Source organism: Jhaorihella thermophila (genome assembly GCF_900108275.1).
In the GTDB taxonomy this organism is placed as follows: domain Bacteria; phylum Pseudomonadota; class Alphaproteobacteria; order Rhodobacterales; family Rhodobacteraceae; genus Jhaorihella; species Jhaorihella thermophila.
In genome coordinates this window covers 13,201-27,343 of sequence record NZ_FNVD01000017.1, presented here as the reverse complement: position 1 = coordinate 27,343, position 14,143 = coordinate 13,201, and the positions used below count along the sequence as shown (strand labels likewise).

13 protein-coding genes are annotated in these 14,143 nt (G+C 66.0%); 11 read left to right on the top strand and 2 right to left on the bottom strand.

Translation table 11 applies throughout. From position 1 onward, the window contains the following. Nucleotides 1-176: 176 nt before the first annotated feature. On the bottom strand, nucleotides 177-539 hold the full coding sequence (locus tag C4S70_RS15290) for a hypothetical protein (RefSeq protein WP_146064232.1): 363 nt from the start codon (nucleotides 537-539) through the stop codon (nucleotides 177-179). Between the two features lie 250 nt (nucleotides 540-789). On the opposite strand from C4S70_RS15290, the gene C4S70_RS15285 reads away from it, so the two are divergent. The 9 genes from C4S70_RS15285 (at nucleotide 790) to C4S70_RS15245 (ending at nucleotide 10,758) form a co-directional block, all read left to right on the top strand. Then, the gene (locus C4S70_RS15285; protein WP_104008980.1) at nucleotides 790-1,443 is read left to right on the top strand and encodes a GntR family transcriptional regulator; all 654 of its coding nucleotides are present in this window, start codon (nucleotides 790-792) and stop codon (nucleotides 1,441-1,443) included. 179 nt (nucleotides 1,444-1,622) lie between these two features. After that, on the top strand, nucleotides 1,623-3,212 hold the full coding sequence (locus C4S70_RS15280; protein WP_104008979.1) for an ABC transporter substrate-binding protein: 1,590 nt from the start codon (nucleotides 1,623-1,625) through the stop codon (nucleotides 3,210-3,212). 64 nt (nucleotides 3,213-3,276) lie between these two features. Beyond that, nucleotides 3,277-4,371 (top strand): M24 family metallopeptidase, encoded by a 1,095-nt coding sequence (locus C4S70_RS15275; protein ID WP_104008978.1) that lies wholly within the window; start codon nucleotides 3,277-3,279, stop codon nucleotides 4,369-4,371. Nucleotides 4,372-4,374: 3 nt separating this feature from the next. Then, nucleotides 4,375-5,382 carry an ABC transporter permease subunit gene (locus C4S70_RS15270; protein ID WP_104008977.1) on the top strand — a complete coding sequence of 336 codons (1,008 nt, stop codon included), beginning with the start codon at nucleotides 4,375-4,377 and terminating at the stop codon, nucleotides 5,380-5,382. Then, nucleotides 5,382-6,290 carry an ABC transporter permease subunit gene (locus tag C4S70_RS15265; RefSeq protein ID WP_104008976.1) on the top strand — a complete coding sequence of 303 codons (909 nt, stop codon included), beginning with the start codon at nucleotides 5,382-5,384 and terminating at the stop codon, nucleotides 6,288-6,290. The genes C4S70_RS15270 and C4S70_RS15265 overlap by 1 nt, the downstream gene beginning before the upstream one ends. 3 nt (nucleotides 6,291-6,293) lie before the next feature. Further along, a complete protein-coding gene (locus C4S70_RS15260; RefSeq protein ID WP_104008975.1) occupies nucleotides 6,294-7,295 on the top strand; it encodes an ABC transporter ATP-binding protein in 1,002 nt (333 codons plus the stop codon). Next, the gene (locus tag C4S70_RS15255) at nucleotides 7,292-8,248 is read left to right on the top strand and encodes a dipeptide ABC transporter ATP-binding protein (RefSeq protein WP_104008974.1); all 957 of its coding nucleotides are present in this window, start codon (nucleotides 7,292-7,294) and stop codon (nucleotides 8,246-8,248) included. The genes C4S70_RS15260 and C4S70_RS15255 overlap by 4 nt, the downstream gene beginning before the upstream one ends. A 42-nt stretch (nucleotides 8,249-8,290) precedes the next feature. Continuing rightward, nucleotides 8,291-9,025, top strand: a complete 735-nt coding sequence (locus tag C4S70_RS15250; protein ID WP_104008973.1) for a glutamine amidotransferase — start codon at nucleotides 8,291-8,293, stop codon at nucleotides 9,023-9,025. Nucleotides 9,026-9,102: 77 nt separating this feature from the next. Then, on the top strand, nucleotides 9,103-10,758 hold the full coding sequence (locus tag C4S70_RS15245; RefSeq protein WP_104008972.1) for an FAD-binding dehydrogenase: 1,656 nt from the start codon (nucleotides 9,103-9,105) through the stop codon (nucleotides 10,756-10,758). Nucleotides 10,759-10,761: 3 nt separating this feature from the next. Here C4S70_RS15245 and guaD read toward each other — a convergent pair whose 3' ends face one another. Further along, nucleotides 10,762-12,048, bottom strand: coding sequence for a guanine deaminase (guaD, locus tag C4S70_RS15240; protein ID WP_104008971.1), 1,287 nt, complete (start codon nucleotides 12,046-12,048; stop codon nucleotides 10,762-10,764). A gap of 138 nt (nucleotides 12,049-12,186) precedes the next feature. Here guaD and mgtE point away from each other — a divergent pair, with 138 nt between their 5' ends. Both mgtE and C4S70_RS15230 read left to right on the top strand, forming a co-directional pair. After that, nucleotides 12,187-13,578 carry a magnesium transporter gene (mgtE, locus tag C4S70_RS15235; RefSeq protein ID WP_104008970.1) on the top strand — a complete coding sequence of 464 codons (1,392 nt, stop codon included), beginning with the start codon at nucleotides 12,187-12,189 and terminating at the stop codon, nucleotides 13,576-13,578. Further along, nucleotides 13,575-14,138, top strand: a complete 564-nt coding sequence (locus C4S70_RS15230; RefSeq protein WP_104008969.1) for a 5-formyltetrahydrofolate cyclo-ligase — start codon at nucleotides 13,575-13,577, stop codon at nucleotides 14,136-14,138. Before mgtE ends, C4S70_RS15230 begins: the two co-directional genes overlap by 4 nt. Nucleotides 14,139-14,143: the final 5 nt, after the last annotated feature.

The window sequence follows — 14,143 nt, the reverse complement described above, 5'->3', positions numbered from 1 at the left end:
CATGGGAAACCCCCATCGTCCGGGCCGAAGGCGGACGGTTCGTTCCGAACCGCCGGATCATGCATGATGCAAGTCATGATTTTCTTTTCCTGCTGGTCTGGAGGGCCGCGCGAAATCGACCAGAACTGTTCAGCCGACATCGGCAGTTCGGATTCTTCCGCCGGTTCCAAGGGAACCTACATTTCGGTCCGCTGCGGGACGCCGGAGCCCGCCGGCGCCGGAAGGGCGGCGATCCCGGCCTGGAGAATGCCGCAGAGGCAGGCCGCGCAGTCGCAGTCATCATGTGAAGGATCATCGGACGGCGCGGTATCGAAGGCCTGCAAGTCGTCCTCGGCCCGGACAAGGACGGCACCGCCGTCGGCGCGGATCTCGATCCACGCCGGGCCGGCAGGATTCTGCCCGGCCTGAACCGTCATCGCGTGACCGGGAGCGACAGGCCCGACGATCAGGGCCACCATCACCACCAGACGCACGAACAGCGCCGCAAGGGATCCCAGCATCCCCGCGCAGCCTGCCGTTCTGTCCGTGAATGGTTCCATGACGCCGCACCGCGGTTCGTTTCGGTCGGGGCCGTTAGATAGCAGCGGTCGCGCAACCGCATTGACAAAAGTCAACGGCCCCGGCTTCCCCGAGGTCACGCGTCGCAGATGGTTTTCCCGTGCCTGCGACGCGCCGGGGCGCGGTCGTCGGCGCCGTTGTTTTGGATACGATCTTCAATATATTTCCTTACGACGCATTGCAGATCTTTCGCCCCGGCTGGTAAGGTCTGGCGCAACCGGAGGAGAAAACGTGAAAATTCAGGCTGTTGACATCGGACGAACGGCCTCGGCCGCCAGCATCATCTTCGATGCGCTGCGCAAGGCGATCATCGAAGGCGACCTCAAGGATGGCGAACCGCTGCGCCAGGACGAATTGGCGAAGATGTTCAACACCAGCCGTATCCCGGTGCGGGAGGCGTTGACGCGACTGGAACAGCACGGGCTTGTCCGCACGGTCCGCTACAAGGGCGCGGTCGTGGCGGGGCTTTCGGCCGACGAAGCCGCCGAGATCTTTGATTTCCGCGCCCTTCTCGAAGGCGAGGTGATCGCGCGCGCCGTTCCCCTGATGACGCCTTCGATCTTGGCCGAGGCGCGCGGCTATTGCGATGCCTTCCACGATTCGGGCGATCCGATGGAATGGGGGGATCTCAACCGCAAGTTCCACGCCACGCTCTATGCGGCGGCGAACCTGCCCTATCACATGAAGGTCATCAACAGCGCCATGGACCAGATCGACCGCTACCTGCGGGCGCAGCTGTTGCTCAGCAAGGGCATGGAGCGGGCCAACAAAGAACATCTCGCCATCCTGGCCGCCTGCGAAGCGGGCGAATCCGAAAAGGCGCGTCGGCTGACGCAGCAGCATATCCTGGGCGCCAAGGCCTCGCTGATCGACCATCTGAAATAGGCCGGGCCTTTCCCGTCGCCGGCGCATGCAGGGATTCCCGACTTGACTCCGGGCGCGTCGGGCCGTAGCCCGTTTGCCATGTCGAAATTGGATACAATATTCAGCTTTCCGTATGGGAAGCTTAACCGTATCCGGTAACGATAGATACAAAACCAAAGGAAAATGGGGAGATTTTCCAAATGTCCATCAAGACGACTCTCCTGGCCGGGGCCGCTGCCCTGATGCTGGGGTCCGCCGCCTTCGCCGGCGGCAACCTGATCTACTGCTCGGAAGGTTCGCCCGAAGGGTTCGACCCGGCGCTGTTCACCGCCGGCACCACCTTCGACGCTTCCTCGCAGCCGATCTACAACCGGCTGATGGAGTTCGAGACCGGCACCACCAACGTGATCCCCGGCCTGGCCGAGAGCGTCGATGTCTCTGACGACGGGCTGGAATACACGTTCCACCTGCGCAAGGGCGTCAAGTTCCACTCGAACGCCAATTTCACGCCGACCCGCGATTTCAACGCCGACGACGTGATCTTCAGCTTTGACCGCCAGATGAACCCCGAAAACCCCTACAACAAGGTTTCGGGCGGCACCTGGGAATACTTTGCCGGCATGGGCATGGGCGACCTGATCAAGGAGATCGTCAAGGTTGACGACTACACGGTCAAGTTCGTTCTGAACCGTCCCGAGGCCCCGTTCATCGCCAACATGGCGATGGATTTCGCCTCGATCATGTCCAAGGAATACGCCGACGCGATGCTGGCCGCCGGCACGCCTGAGGCGCTGAACACCGCGCCGATCGGCACCGGTCCGTTCCAGTTCGTCGCCTATCAGAAGGACGCGGTGATCCGTTACAAGGCGAACCCCGACTACTGGCGCGGCAAGGCCGACATCGACAACCTGATCTTTGCCATCACGCCCGACGCTTCGGTTCGCTACCAAAAGCTGAAGGCCGGCGAATGCCACATCATGCCCTATCCGAACCCCGCCGACGTGCAGGCGATGAAGGATGACCCGAACATCGTGGTGATGGAGCAAGAGGGCCTGAACGTCGGCTACCTGGCCTACAACACCCAGCAGAAGCCCTTCGACAACCCCAAGGTCCGCAAGGCGCTGAACATGGCGATCGACAAGCAGGCGATCATCGACGTGGTGTTCCAGGGTTCGGGCCAGATCGCCAAGAACCCGATCCCGCCGACCATGTGGTCCTACAACGACGCGGTGCAGGACGATCCCTATGATCCCGAAGCCGCCAGGAAGATGCTGGAAGAGGAAGGCATCAAGGATCTGGAGCTCAAGGTCTGGGCGATGCCGGTGCAGCGTCCCTACAACCCCAACGCCCGCCGCATGGCCGAGCTGATTCAGGAAGACATGGCCAAGATCGGCGTCAAGGTCGAGATCGTGTCCTATGAATGGGGCGAATACCTGTCGCGCTCCAAGGCGCTGGACCGTGACGGCGCGGTTCTGCTGGGCTGGACCGGCGACAATGGCGACCCGGACAACTTCCTGGCCGTGCTGCTGGGCTGTGACGGCGTCGGCGCGTCGAACCGCGCGCAGTGGTGCTACAAGCCCTTCGACGATCTGGTGATGAAGGCCAAGACCATCTCGGACAAGGCCGAGCGCACCAAGCTGTATGAAGAGGCACAGGTCATCTTCAAGGAGCAGGCGCCCTGGGCCACCATCGCGCATTCGGTCGTCTACATGCCGATGCGCCCCGAGGTGAAGGGCTACAAGGTCCACCCGCTGGGCAGCCACATCTTCTATGGCGTGAGCGTCGAGTAATCTGACCAACACCCGCGGGGCCGCCTGGCAAAGAGCGGCCCCGCCTCTTTTCGGAGCCCATCCCATGCCCCCCCGTCTGGACGAATACGCCCAGGTCGCCCGCGATCTGGGTGTCGATGCCGTGGCGCTGGTGCCCGGCCCCAACTTTACCCGCGCGCTGGGCCACAGCTTCATGAGCAACGAGCGCCCCTTTCTGGCCGTGATCCCCGCCGAAGGCCCGCCCGCCGCGATCGTGCCCAACCTCGAATTGAAAAGCTGGGAACTGGTCGGTTTTCCCGGCACCACCCATGACTGGCGCGATCAGGATGGTTACATGGGCGCGTTCCGCGCGCTGGCGCAAAGCCACCCCGTCCGGCGGCTCGCGGTCGAGGGCCAGGTGATGCGGGTTTTCGTCCATCACGCGCTGAAGGCGGCGATGCCCGACCTCGAGATCATCGACGCGGAACGGGAAATCTCGGGCCTGCGCATGGTCAAAACCGCCGAGGAAATCGCCGCGCTGGAAGAGGCCATCGCCATTTCCGAACGGGCGCTTGCCCGCGTGTTGGAAGACGTCCGCCCCGGCCAGACCGAAACGCAGGTCGAACACGCGCTGATCCAGGCGCTGTTCGCCGAAGGCGCCGACGGCATGGCCTTTCCGCCGATCGTCGCCGCGGGGGACAATTCGGCCCGCCCCCATGCCCATGCCCGCGCGGACTACGCCATTCAACCCGGCGATGCGCTGCTGTTCGACTTTGGCGCCACCAGGCACGGGTTCTGCGCCGACATCACCCGCACCGTGTTCATCGGCCAAGCGACGGAAGAGGCGCGCGCGGTCTACGACACCGTGCTGCGCGCCAACCTCAAGGGGTTCGAGGTCACCCGCGCCGGCGTAACCGCGCACGAGATCGACGATGCGGTGACCGGGGTGCTCGAGGCCTCGCCTTTTGCCGACCGGATCCGCACCAAGACCGGCCACGGGCTGGGCCGCGACGTGCATGAGGCGCCCTATATCATGCGTGGGAACCACATGCCCCTGCCCGCCGGGACGGTTTACACAAACGAGCCGGGGCTGTATGGACCCGGCGCCTTTGGCGTCCGAATCGAGGACGACGTTCTTGTCACCGAAACGGGCTGCCGGTCGCTGACCACCTTTCCAAAAGACCTCATGATCGTGGGCTGACACATGCTCAGATATCTTCTGTCCCGTCTCCTGACCTTCGTGCCGACCTTCTTTGGCGTCACGTTGATCTCGTTCGCGTTCATCCGGGTGCTGCCGGGTGATCCCATCATCGTAATGGCCGGAGAACGCGGCCTCAGCGAGGAACGCTATCAGGAACTCGTGCGCCAATACGGGTTCGACAAGTCGGTGTTCCAACAATACGTCGACTATCTCGGCGGCGTCCTGCAGGGCGACCTGGGTGCGTCCTTCGTGACCAAGAAACCGGTCTGGGACGAGTTCTTCTCGCTGTTCCCGGCGACGCTGGAGTTGTCGATCTGCGCCATGATCTTTGCCGTCGCCCTGGGCATCCCGGCGGGCGTGATCGCCGCAGTGAACCGGGGCAAGCTGCCCGACCGGCTGTTCATGTCCTCGGCGCTGGTGGGCTATTCCATGCCGATCTTCTGGTGGGCGCTGCTGCTCATCATCTTGTTCTCGGGGATGCTGGGCTGGACCCCGGTATCGGGACGGATGAGCCTGATGTATTTCTTTGAACCGGTCACCGGCTTCATGCTGATCGACAGCCTTCTGTCGGGACAGGAAGGCGCGTTCCGCTCGGCCGTTAGCCACCTGATCCTGCCGACCATCGTGCTGGGCACGATCCCGCTGGCGGTGATCGCGCGTCAGACCCGGTCGGCCATGCTCGAGGTGCTGGGCGAGGACTACATCCGCACCGCCCGCGCCAAGGGCCTGTCCCCGGCCCGCGTCAACGGCGTGCATGCGCTGCGCAACGCGCTGATCCCGGTGGTCACCGTGATCGGGCTGATGGTGGGCACGCTGCTGGCCGGCGCCATCCTGACCGAAACCATCTTCAGCTGGCCCGGCATCGGCAAATGGATGGTCGATTCCATCTTCCGCCGGGACTATCCGGTCGTGCAGGGCGGGCTGCTGCTGATCGCCTCGATGGTGATGATCGTGAACCTGACCGTGGACGTGCTCTACGGCCTCATCAACCCCAAGATCCGGAGGCGCTGATGACCGCGACAGCCCCCGCCCAGACCCCGGCCAACGGCGTGGAACGGCCCGGCCGGTTCAAGGAATTCTACCACTATTTCAGCGAAAACCGCGGCGCCGTGTTCGGGCTGTGGATCTTTGCCGGCTTCGTCTTCGTTGCGGCCTTCGCGCCGTGGCTGGCACCCTATGACCCGGCCGAGCAGTTCCGCGACTTCACCCTGATCCCGCCGGCGTGGCAGGAAGGCGGCAACTGGGCCTTTCCGCTGGGCACCGACCCGCTGGGCCGCGACATGCTCAGCCGGCTTCTGACCGGGGCGCGCTATTCGTTCTTCGTGGGCGTCGTCGTGGTCACCGTCTCGGCCACCGGCGGCATCATCATCGGGCTGATCTCGGCCTTTGCCCCGAAATGGCTGGACGCGATCATCATGCGGGTGATGGACATCATCCTGGCCTTCCCGTCGCTGCTGCTGGCACTGGTGCTGGTGGCGATCCTGGGGCCGTCGCTGACCAATGCGATGATCGCCATCGCCATCGTGGCCCAGCCCCATTATGTGCGCCTGACCCGCGCCTCGGCGCTGGGCGAGCTGCAAAAGGACTATGTCACCTCGGCCCGCGTCGTCGGCGCCGGACTGCCGCGGCTGATGTTCCTGACCGTGCTGCCCAATTGCCTGGCGCCGATCATCGTGCAGGCGGCGCTGAGCTTTTCGACCGCGATCCTCGATGCCGCGGCGCTGGGGTTCCTCGGCATGGGCGCGCAGCCGCCCACGCCGGAATGGGGCACCATGCTGGCCGAGGCGCGCGAATTCATCCTGCGCGCCTGGTGGGTGGTCACCTTCCCGGGCCTTGCCATCCTGATCACCGTTCTGTCGATCAACCTGATGGGCGACGGGCTGCGCGATGCGCTCGACCCGAAGCTGAAGCGGAGCTGAGCCATGAGCCTTTTGGAAGTCCGCAACCTGACCGTCGAATTCGCCACCTCGGCCGGCCAGTTCCGCGCCGTGGAAGGCGTGGACGTGACGCTCGACAAGGGCGAAGTGCTGGCCATCGTCGGCGAATCCGGCTCGGGCAAATCCGTGTCGATGCTGGCGGTGATGGGGCTGTTGCCCTGGACCGCGACGATCACCGCCGACCGCATGGCGTTCGAAGGCCGCGACCTGCGCGAGATCACCCCGGCCGAACGGCGCAAGATCATCGGCAAGGACATCGCCATGATCTTTCAGGAGCCGATGTCGTCGCTGAACCCCTGTTTCACCGTGGGGTTCCAGATCAAGGAGGCGCTGCGTCAGCATCTGGGGCTCGACCGCAAGGCCCGGCACAACCGCGCCATCGAACTGTTCGAACAGGTCGGCATCCCCGCACCGGAAAAGCGCCTGAACGTGTTCCCGCACCAGATGTCGGGCGGCATGAACCAGCGGGTGATGATCGCCATGGCAATCGCCTGCAACCCGAAGGTTCTGATCGCCGACGAACCCACCACCGCGCTGGACGTGACCATCCAGGCGCAGATACTCGACCTGCTGCTGGAGCTGCGCGAGAAAAACGGCATGGCGCTGGCGCTGATTACCCACGACATGGGCGTGGTGGCGGAAACGGCCGAACGCGTCGCCGTGCACTATGCCGGTCAGAAGGTGGAGGAACAGCCCGTGGCAGGCCTCTTCGGCCGCCCCTATCACCCCTATACCGCGGCGCTGCTGGCGGCCCTGCCGGAACGGGCGACCTCGCGCATCCTGCCGACCATCCCCGGCGTCGTGCCCGGCCAGTTCGACCGGCCCGCGGGGTGCCTCTTTGCCCCGCGCTGCGCCCATGCCAGCGCGATCTGCCAGACCCGCCCGCCGCTGCCGCGCGGCGCTGACGAAGGCCATGCCCGCTGCCACACGCCGCTCTTGCCCGACGGCAAGACCGTCGCCGCACCGATTGAGGAGGTGAGCCAATGAGCGAACAGATCGTCACCGCCCGCAACCTCGCCCGGCATTACGAGGTGAAACAGGGGTTCCTGTCCGCGCCCGCCACCGTGCGCGCCCTGTCGGATGTCAGTTTCGACCTGCGCCCCGGTCAGACGCTGGCCGTAGTGGGCGAATCCGGGTGCGGCAAGTCCACGCTGGCCCGGCTTGTCACCATGATCGAGGAACCCACCGGGGGCGAGTTGCGCATCAAGGGCGAAGCGGTCACCCGCGACCATTGGGCCAGCCTGCGCAGCTCGGTGCAGATCGTGTTTCAGGATCCCTATGGGTCACTCAACCCGCGCCAGCGGATCAGTACGATCCTGCAGGAGCCGCTCAAGATCAACCGCCCGGACATGAGCGCCGAAGAGCGCGACCGGCTGGCGCGCGAGAAACTGGCGCTGGTGGGCCTGCGGCCGGAACATTACGACCGCTTCCCGCACATGTTCTCGGGCGGGCAGCGGCAGCGGATCTCGATCGCGCGCGCGCTGATGCTGGACCCTGCGATCCTGGTGCTGGACGAGCCGATCTCGGCGCTGGACGTGTCGATCCAGAGCCAGATTTTGAACCTGCTGGTCGAATTGCAGGAGCGGCTGGGACTGGCCTATCTGTTCATCAGCCACGACCTGTCGGTGGTGCGGCATTTCTGCGACGACGTGATCGTGATGTATCTGGGCCGCGTGGTCGAACAGGGACCGTCGAAAGAGGTCTTTGCCAACCCGCGCCACCCCTATACCAAGGCGCTGATTTCGGCCACGCCGCGCGCGGTGCCGGGATCCGGCCGGAAACGGATCAAGCTTCAGGGCGAGCTGCCCTCGCCCATGGACCTGATCGAAGGCTGCCCCTTTGCGCCGCGCTGCTGGCGCGTCACCGACCAGTGCCGCAAAAGCCGGCCCGAGCTGTCCGGCGGCGCGCATGGTATCGCCTGCTACAACCCCGAAGACTGAACGGGTTGCATGCCCCATGGGCGGCGGGTTAAGTCGCCACCCATGAAACCCTTCCTGATCCTCCAGCTTCGCCCGGAAACCGATGCCGCGGATGCCGAGTTCGCCTCGATCCTGAACCGGTCCGGGCTGACGGCGGACCGCGCACGGCGGGTGCGGCTGGACCGCGAAACCCTGCCCGAAGCCCTGGACGTCACCGATTTCGCCGGGATGATCGTCGGCGGTGGCCCCGGCTGCGTGAGCGACCCGCCCGAGAAGAAATCGCCGCTCGACGCGCGGATGGAGGCGGCGATCATGGAGCTGATGCCGCAGATCACGACCGAGGATCATCCCTTTCTGGGGTGCTGCTATGGCCTTGGCATTCTCGCCGCGCATCTGGGCGGAGTGGTCGGCAAGGACCGCTACGGCGAACCCGTGGGCCCCTCGACCTGCGAAGTGACCGAGGACGCGGCCAACGACCCGCTGACCGCCGGGCTGCCGGCCCGCTGGGACGCCTTCGTCGGCCACAAGGAGGCGGTGCAGACCCTGCCGCCGGGCTGCGTGCATCTGGTGCGCTCCGATCCCTGCCCGTTCCAGATGATCCGCTGGGGCGAAAACGTCTATGCCACCCAGTTCCACCCAGAGGCCGACGCGCGCGATTTCGAACAGCGCATCCGTATCTATCGCAACCACGGCTATTTCCCGCCCGAACAGGCCGATGAGCTGATCGAACGCTGCCACGCCGCCACCGTCACCGTGCCGGGAGAGATCATGCGCCGCTTTGCGCGCCGTTACGGCTGATCCCGCTGCCGCAACGGCAGGCTTCCCCGTTTCGCGCCTTCCGGTCTAGGCTTTCCCGCAAGACGGGAGGACGAGACATGGACGACGCGGACGCGATCATCGTGGGCGGCGGTCTGGCGGGGCTTGTCGCCGCCGCCGAGCTGGGGGACCGGGGCAAGCGGGTGATCCTGCTGGATCAGGAACCCGAACAGTTCCTCGGGGGTCAGGCGTTCTGGAGCCTTGGCGGGCTGTTCATGATCGACACGCCGGAACAGCGCCGCATGGGCATCCGCGACAGCCACGCGCTGGCGCTGAGCGACTGGATGGGAAGCGCGCAATTCGACCGGCCCGAGGACGCATGGCCCCGCCGCTGGGCCGAGGCCTATCTGGATTTCGCCGCCGGAGAGATGCGCCCCTGGCTGCGCGAGATGGGGTTTCGCTGGTTCCCGGTGGTGGGCTGGGCCGAACGCGGCGGCGGCTGGGCGGACGGGCACGGCAACTCGGTCCCGCGGTTCCACATCACCTGGGGCACCGGCCCCGGCACAGTCGCGCCCTTTGAACGCCGCGTGCGCGCGCATGTCGCGGCCGGGCTGATCGAGATGCGGTTTCGCCATCAGGTGGACCGGATCATCATGGAAAACGGCGCGGCGCGCGGCGTGGCGGGGACGGTTCTGGCCCCCGACACCGCAGCGCGCGGGCAAAAGACCAACCGCGACCCGGCGGGCGAATTCGAGGTCCGCGCGCCTTCGGTCATCGTCACCTCGGGCGGGATCGGCGGCAATTTCGAAATGGTGCGCAAGGCCTGGCCGCGCGACCGGCTGGGCGAGCCGCCAAAGACAATGGTGGCCGGCGTGCCCTTCCATGTGGACGGCCGCATGATCGCCATTTCCGAGGCCGCCGGCGGCCATGTCATCAACCGCGACCGGATGTGGCATTATACCGAAGGCGTGCGCAACTGGGATCCGATCTGGCCCGATCACGGCATCCGCATCCTGCCGGGGCCGTCGTCGATGTGGTTCGACGCCACCGGCCGCCGCCTGCCGCCCCCTTGCCTGCCGGGGTTCGACACGCTCTCCACCCTGCGCGAGATCATGCGCACCGGGTATGACTACAGCTGGTTCGTCCTGACCCAGAAGGTCATCAAGAAGGAATTCGCGCTGTCAGGATCCGAACAGAACCCCGATTTCACCTCGGGCAGCTGGAAAGAGGTGATCCGTCAGCGCGTCCTGTCCGGGTCAAGGGCAACAGGGCCGGTCGAGGCGTTCAAGGAACGCGGCGCGGATTTCGTCGTGGCCGATACGCTGGAGGAGCTGGTCGCGGGCATGAACCGGCTGGGCGAAGTCCCGCTGGACGCAGGCCGCCTGCGCGCGCAGATCGAGGCGCGCGATGCGCAGGTGGACAATCCTTTCACCAAGGACTCGCAGATGATGGCGATTCTCGCCGCGCGCAATTATCGCGGCGACCGGCTGATCCGCACCGCCGAGCCACACAGGTTCCTCGACCCGAAAAACGGGCCGCTGATCGCGGTCAAGCTGCACATCCTCACCCGCAAGACGCTGGGCGGGTTGCAGACCGATCTGGACAGCCGGATGCTGGGCGCGGACGGCCAGCCCGTCCCCGGCCTCTTCGCGGCGGGCGAGGTCGCCGGTTTCGGCGGCGGCGGCTATCACGGCTACAACGCACTGGAGGGCACCTTCCTGGGCGGCTGCATCTTCTCGGGCCGCAACGCCGGCCGGTCGCAGCATGTGGCGTAGGGCTCAGGCGACCGCCCGGCCCCCGATCCAGACCTGCGCGACGGCGCGATCATCGCCCATCATGATGGTGGGGAACACGGCCTCCCAGATATCCCCGGCCCGCGCCGCCCGCTGCGCTATCGCCGGGGTCGAGGCAAGGTCCAGCACCACCAGATCTGCCTCCATCCCCGGCGCGGCGTTGCCGATCCTGTCCTCCATCCGCATCGCCCGCGCCGAGCCGACCGTGGCCAGCCACATCAGCTGCGCCGGGTGCAGCGGCGTGCCGCGCAGCTGGCCGATCTCGTAGGCCGCGGCCATCGTGCGCAGCATCGAGAACGACGATCCGCCGCCGGTGTCGGTAGCAAGCCCGATCCGCTGCCCCTCGGCCATCAGGCCGGCCATATCGAACAGCCCCGACCCGATGAAGGTGTTGGACGTCGGGCAATGGATCAGCGCCGCGCCCACCTCGCGCAGCCGGTCGCGTTCGCGCGGCTCAAGGTGAATGGCGTGACCGTAAAGCCCGTTCGGGCCCAGAAGCCCGTGCGCTTCGTAGGTGTCCAGATAGTCGCGGGCGGACGGGTAGAGCGACTTGACCCATGCGATCTCGTCGGTCTGTTCGCTCAGATGGGTCTGCATCAGGCAGTCGGGATGTTCCGCCCAAAGCGCACCCAGCGCGCCCAGTTGTTCGGGCGTCGAGGTGGGCGAAAAGCGCGGGGTGATGACGTAGGACAGCCGGTCCAAGCCATGCCACTTTTCCAGCAGCGCGCGGCTGTCGTCATAGGCCGACTGCGCGGTGTCACGCAGCCCTTCGGGCGCGTTGCGGTCCATGCAGGTCTTGCCCGCCGCCACACGCTGGCCGCGCCGCTGCGCCTCGGTGAAAAAGGCGTCCACGCTGGCCGGGTGGATGGTGCCGTAACTGCACACGGTGGTGGTGCCGTTCGCCGTGGTCAGATCCAGATAGCGCGCGGCGATCTCGGCGGCATAGGCAGGATCGGCAAAGGCCATCTCCTCGGGGAAGGTATAGGTGTTCAGCCAGTCGATCAGCCGCTTGCCCCAACTGGCGATGATCGCGGTCTGCGGATAGTGGACATGGGCATCGACAAAGCCGGCCATGATCAGCCGGTCACCGTGGTCCACAACCCGCGCCTGCGGATGCCGCGCCCGCAGATCGGCTGCGCTGCCCCGGTCCACGATGCGCCCGCCCGCGATCACCAGCGCCCCGTCAAGCCGCGCCGCCCGCGCCGGGGCGCCCTGGAAAGGGTCGTTGTCAAAGGACAGAACCTGCCCGATCAGAAGAGTCTTTCCGCTCATGGCCTTGGTGTCTCTGTGCCGTGGAGCCCGCCGGGCACATTAGCCGCGCCGGTGGCCGCGGTAAATCGAACCATTTTCATTGTTTTTCTCCATTACCTTCTTCTATATGCCCGCAATCGACAATTCAGGGGGCGGATCATGGAGACGGACAGCAAGCAGTTCGAACACGAGCCGCACCGAGACGACGCTTACGAGCTCGACCGCAAGGCGGTCGCGGCGATCCTTGATGCCGTCGAACGCGGCGACCGCGAGGCGCTGGTCGCCCTGATGGAGCCGCTGCACGCGGCCGACATCGCCGACCTTCTGGAACAGATCGACGCCGACGACCGCGACGCGCTGATCCAGCTCTACGGCCCCGAGTTCGACGGCGACATCCTGTCGGAACTTGACGAAGGCGTCCGCGAGGACGTGATCGAGATCCTCAACCCGCAGGTGCTGGCCGAAGCCGTGCGGGAGCTGGAAAGCGACGATGTCGTGGACCTGCTGGAGGATCTCGAAGAGCCGCAACAGGAGGCGATCCTTGGCGCGCTGGAGGATGCCGACCGGGTCGCGGTGGAACAGGCGCTGGCCTATCCCGAAGGCTCCGCCGGTCGCCTCATGCAGCGCGAGGTCGTCATGGCGCCCGAGCACTGGACCGTGGGCGATGCGATCGACTATCTGCGCAATGCCGAGGAACTGCCAGAACAGTTCTATCACGTCTTTCTGGTGGATCCGCGCCTGCACCCGGTGGGCAGCGTGACACTGGGCCGGCTGATGAGTTCGCGCCGGGACGTCCCGCTGAAGGACATCACCGAAGAGGTGTTCCAGGTCATCCCCGTGGATCAGGACGAGGAAGACGTCGCCTATGCCTTCAACCAGTATCACCTGATCTCGGCCCCGGTTGTCGACGGAGAAGGCCGCCTGATCGGCCAGATCACCATCGACGACGCGATGACCGTGCTGGATGAAGAGCACGAGGAAGACATCCTGCGCATGGCCGGCGTGGCCGAGGATTCCAGCCTGTCGGACACGATCTTCGAGGCCGTCCAGGGCCGGGCGACCTGGCTGTTCGTGAACCTGCTGACGGCGATCCTGGCGTCGCTGGTGATCGACTATTTCTCCGCGACGATCGACCAGATGGTCGCGCTGGCGGTGCTGATGCCAATCGTCGCCTCGATGGGCGGCAATGCGGGCACCCAGACCATGACGGTGACGGTGCGCGCCATCGCCACCCGCGACCTCACGTCGCAAAACGCCCTGCGGGTGCTGTGGCGGGAAATCTCGGTCGGCGCCCTGAACGGGCTGCTGTTCGGGGTGACGATGGCGCTGGTCGCGGCGTTCTGGTTCGGCGTGCCGATGCTGGGCGCGGTAATCGGCGTGGCGATGCTGCTGACTCTGGTAGCGGCCGCGCTGGGCGGGTTCGGCATTCCGATGCTGCTGGACCGGATCGGCATCGACCCCGCGCTGGCCTCGGGGCCGTTCGTGACGACCGTGACCGACGTGGTGGGCTTTTTCCTGTTCCTCGGGCTGGCGGGGTGGATCCTGTTGTGACTGATCTTGCCGAGATCAAGGCCGCGGCGCGCAAGGCCGCATTCGCCCGCCGCAAGGCCGCGCACGAGGCCGCCGGACCGGGCACCGCCGGGCGGCTGTCCGAAGTACTGGCCGGCTATCGCGGCGTGCCGCTGGCCGGCTACATGCCGATCCGCACCGAGATCGACCCCTTGCCCGCCATGGCCGAGGCCGCCGCCCACGGCCCGGTGGGCGTGCCGGTCATCATCGGCGCTGGTCAGCCGCTGAAGTTCAGCCGGTGGGAGCCGGACATGCCCATGCGCGACGGGCCGTTCGGCGCGAGGGTGCCGCTGGCAGATGACTTTTTCGAACCCGAGATCTTGATCGTGCCGCTTGTGGCCTTTGATCCGCGCGGGGGGAGGCTGGGCTATGGCGGCGGATTCTACGACCGCACGCTGGAGATGCTCCGCGCGAAACGGGCCACGCTCGCAATCGGCTTTGCCTATGATGCGCAGGAGGCCGAGAACCTGCCGCTTGAGCCCACCGATCAGCCGTTGGACATGGTGGTGACCGAAACCCGCGTCATCGGCATTTCCCGCTAACCGCG

Coding starts and splice junctions, on each gene's coding strand:
- C4S70_RS15290 (WP_146064232.1), bottom strand. CDS start 539: ATGGAACCATTCACGGACAGAACGGCAGGCTGCGCGGGGATGCTGGGA.
- C4S70_RS15280 (WP_104008979.1), top strand. CDS start 1,623: ATGTCCATCAAGACGACTCTCCTGGCCGGGGCCGCTGCCCTGATGCTG.
- C4S70_RS15275 (WP_104008978.1), top strand. CDS start 3,277: ATGCCCCCCCGTCTGGACGAATACGCCCAGGTCGCCCGCGATCTGGGT.
- C4S70_RS15270 (WP_104008977.1), top strand. CDS start 4,375: ATGCTCAGATATCTTCTGTCCCGTCTCCTGACCTTCGTGCCGACCTTC.
- C4S70_RS15265 (WP_104008976.1), top strand. CDS start 5,382: ATGACCGCGACAGCCCCCGCCCAGACCCCGGCCAACGGCGTGGAACGG.
- C4S70_RS15260 (WP_104008975.1), top strand. CDS start 6,294: ATGAGCCTTTTGGAAGTCCGCAACCTGACCGTCGAATTCGCCACCTCG.
- C4S70_RS15255 (WP_104008974.1), top strand. CDS start 7,292: ATGAGCGAACAGATCGTCACCGCCCGCAACCTCGCCCGGCATTACGAG.
- C4S70_RS15250 (WP_104008973.1), top strand. CDS start 8,291: ATGAAACCCTTCCTGATCCTCCAGCTTCGCCCGGAAACCGATGCCGCG.
- C4S70_RS15245 (WP_104008972.1), top strand. CDS start 9,103: ATGGACGACGCGGACGCGATCATCGTGGGCGGCGGTCTGGCGGGGCTT.
- guaD (WP_104008971.1), bottom strand. CDS start 12,048: ATGAGCGGAAAGACTCTTCTGATCGGGCAGGTTCTGTCCTTTGACAAC.
- mgtE (WP_104008970.1), top strand. CDS start 12,187: ATGGAGACGGACAGCAAGCAGTTCGAACACGAGCCGCACCGAGACGAC.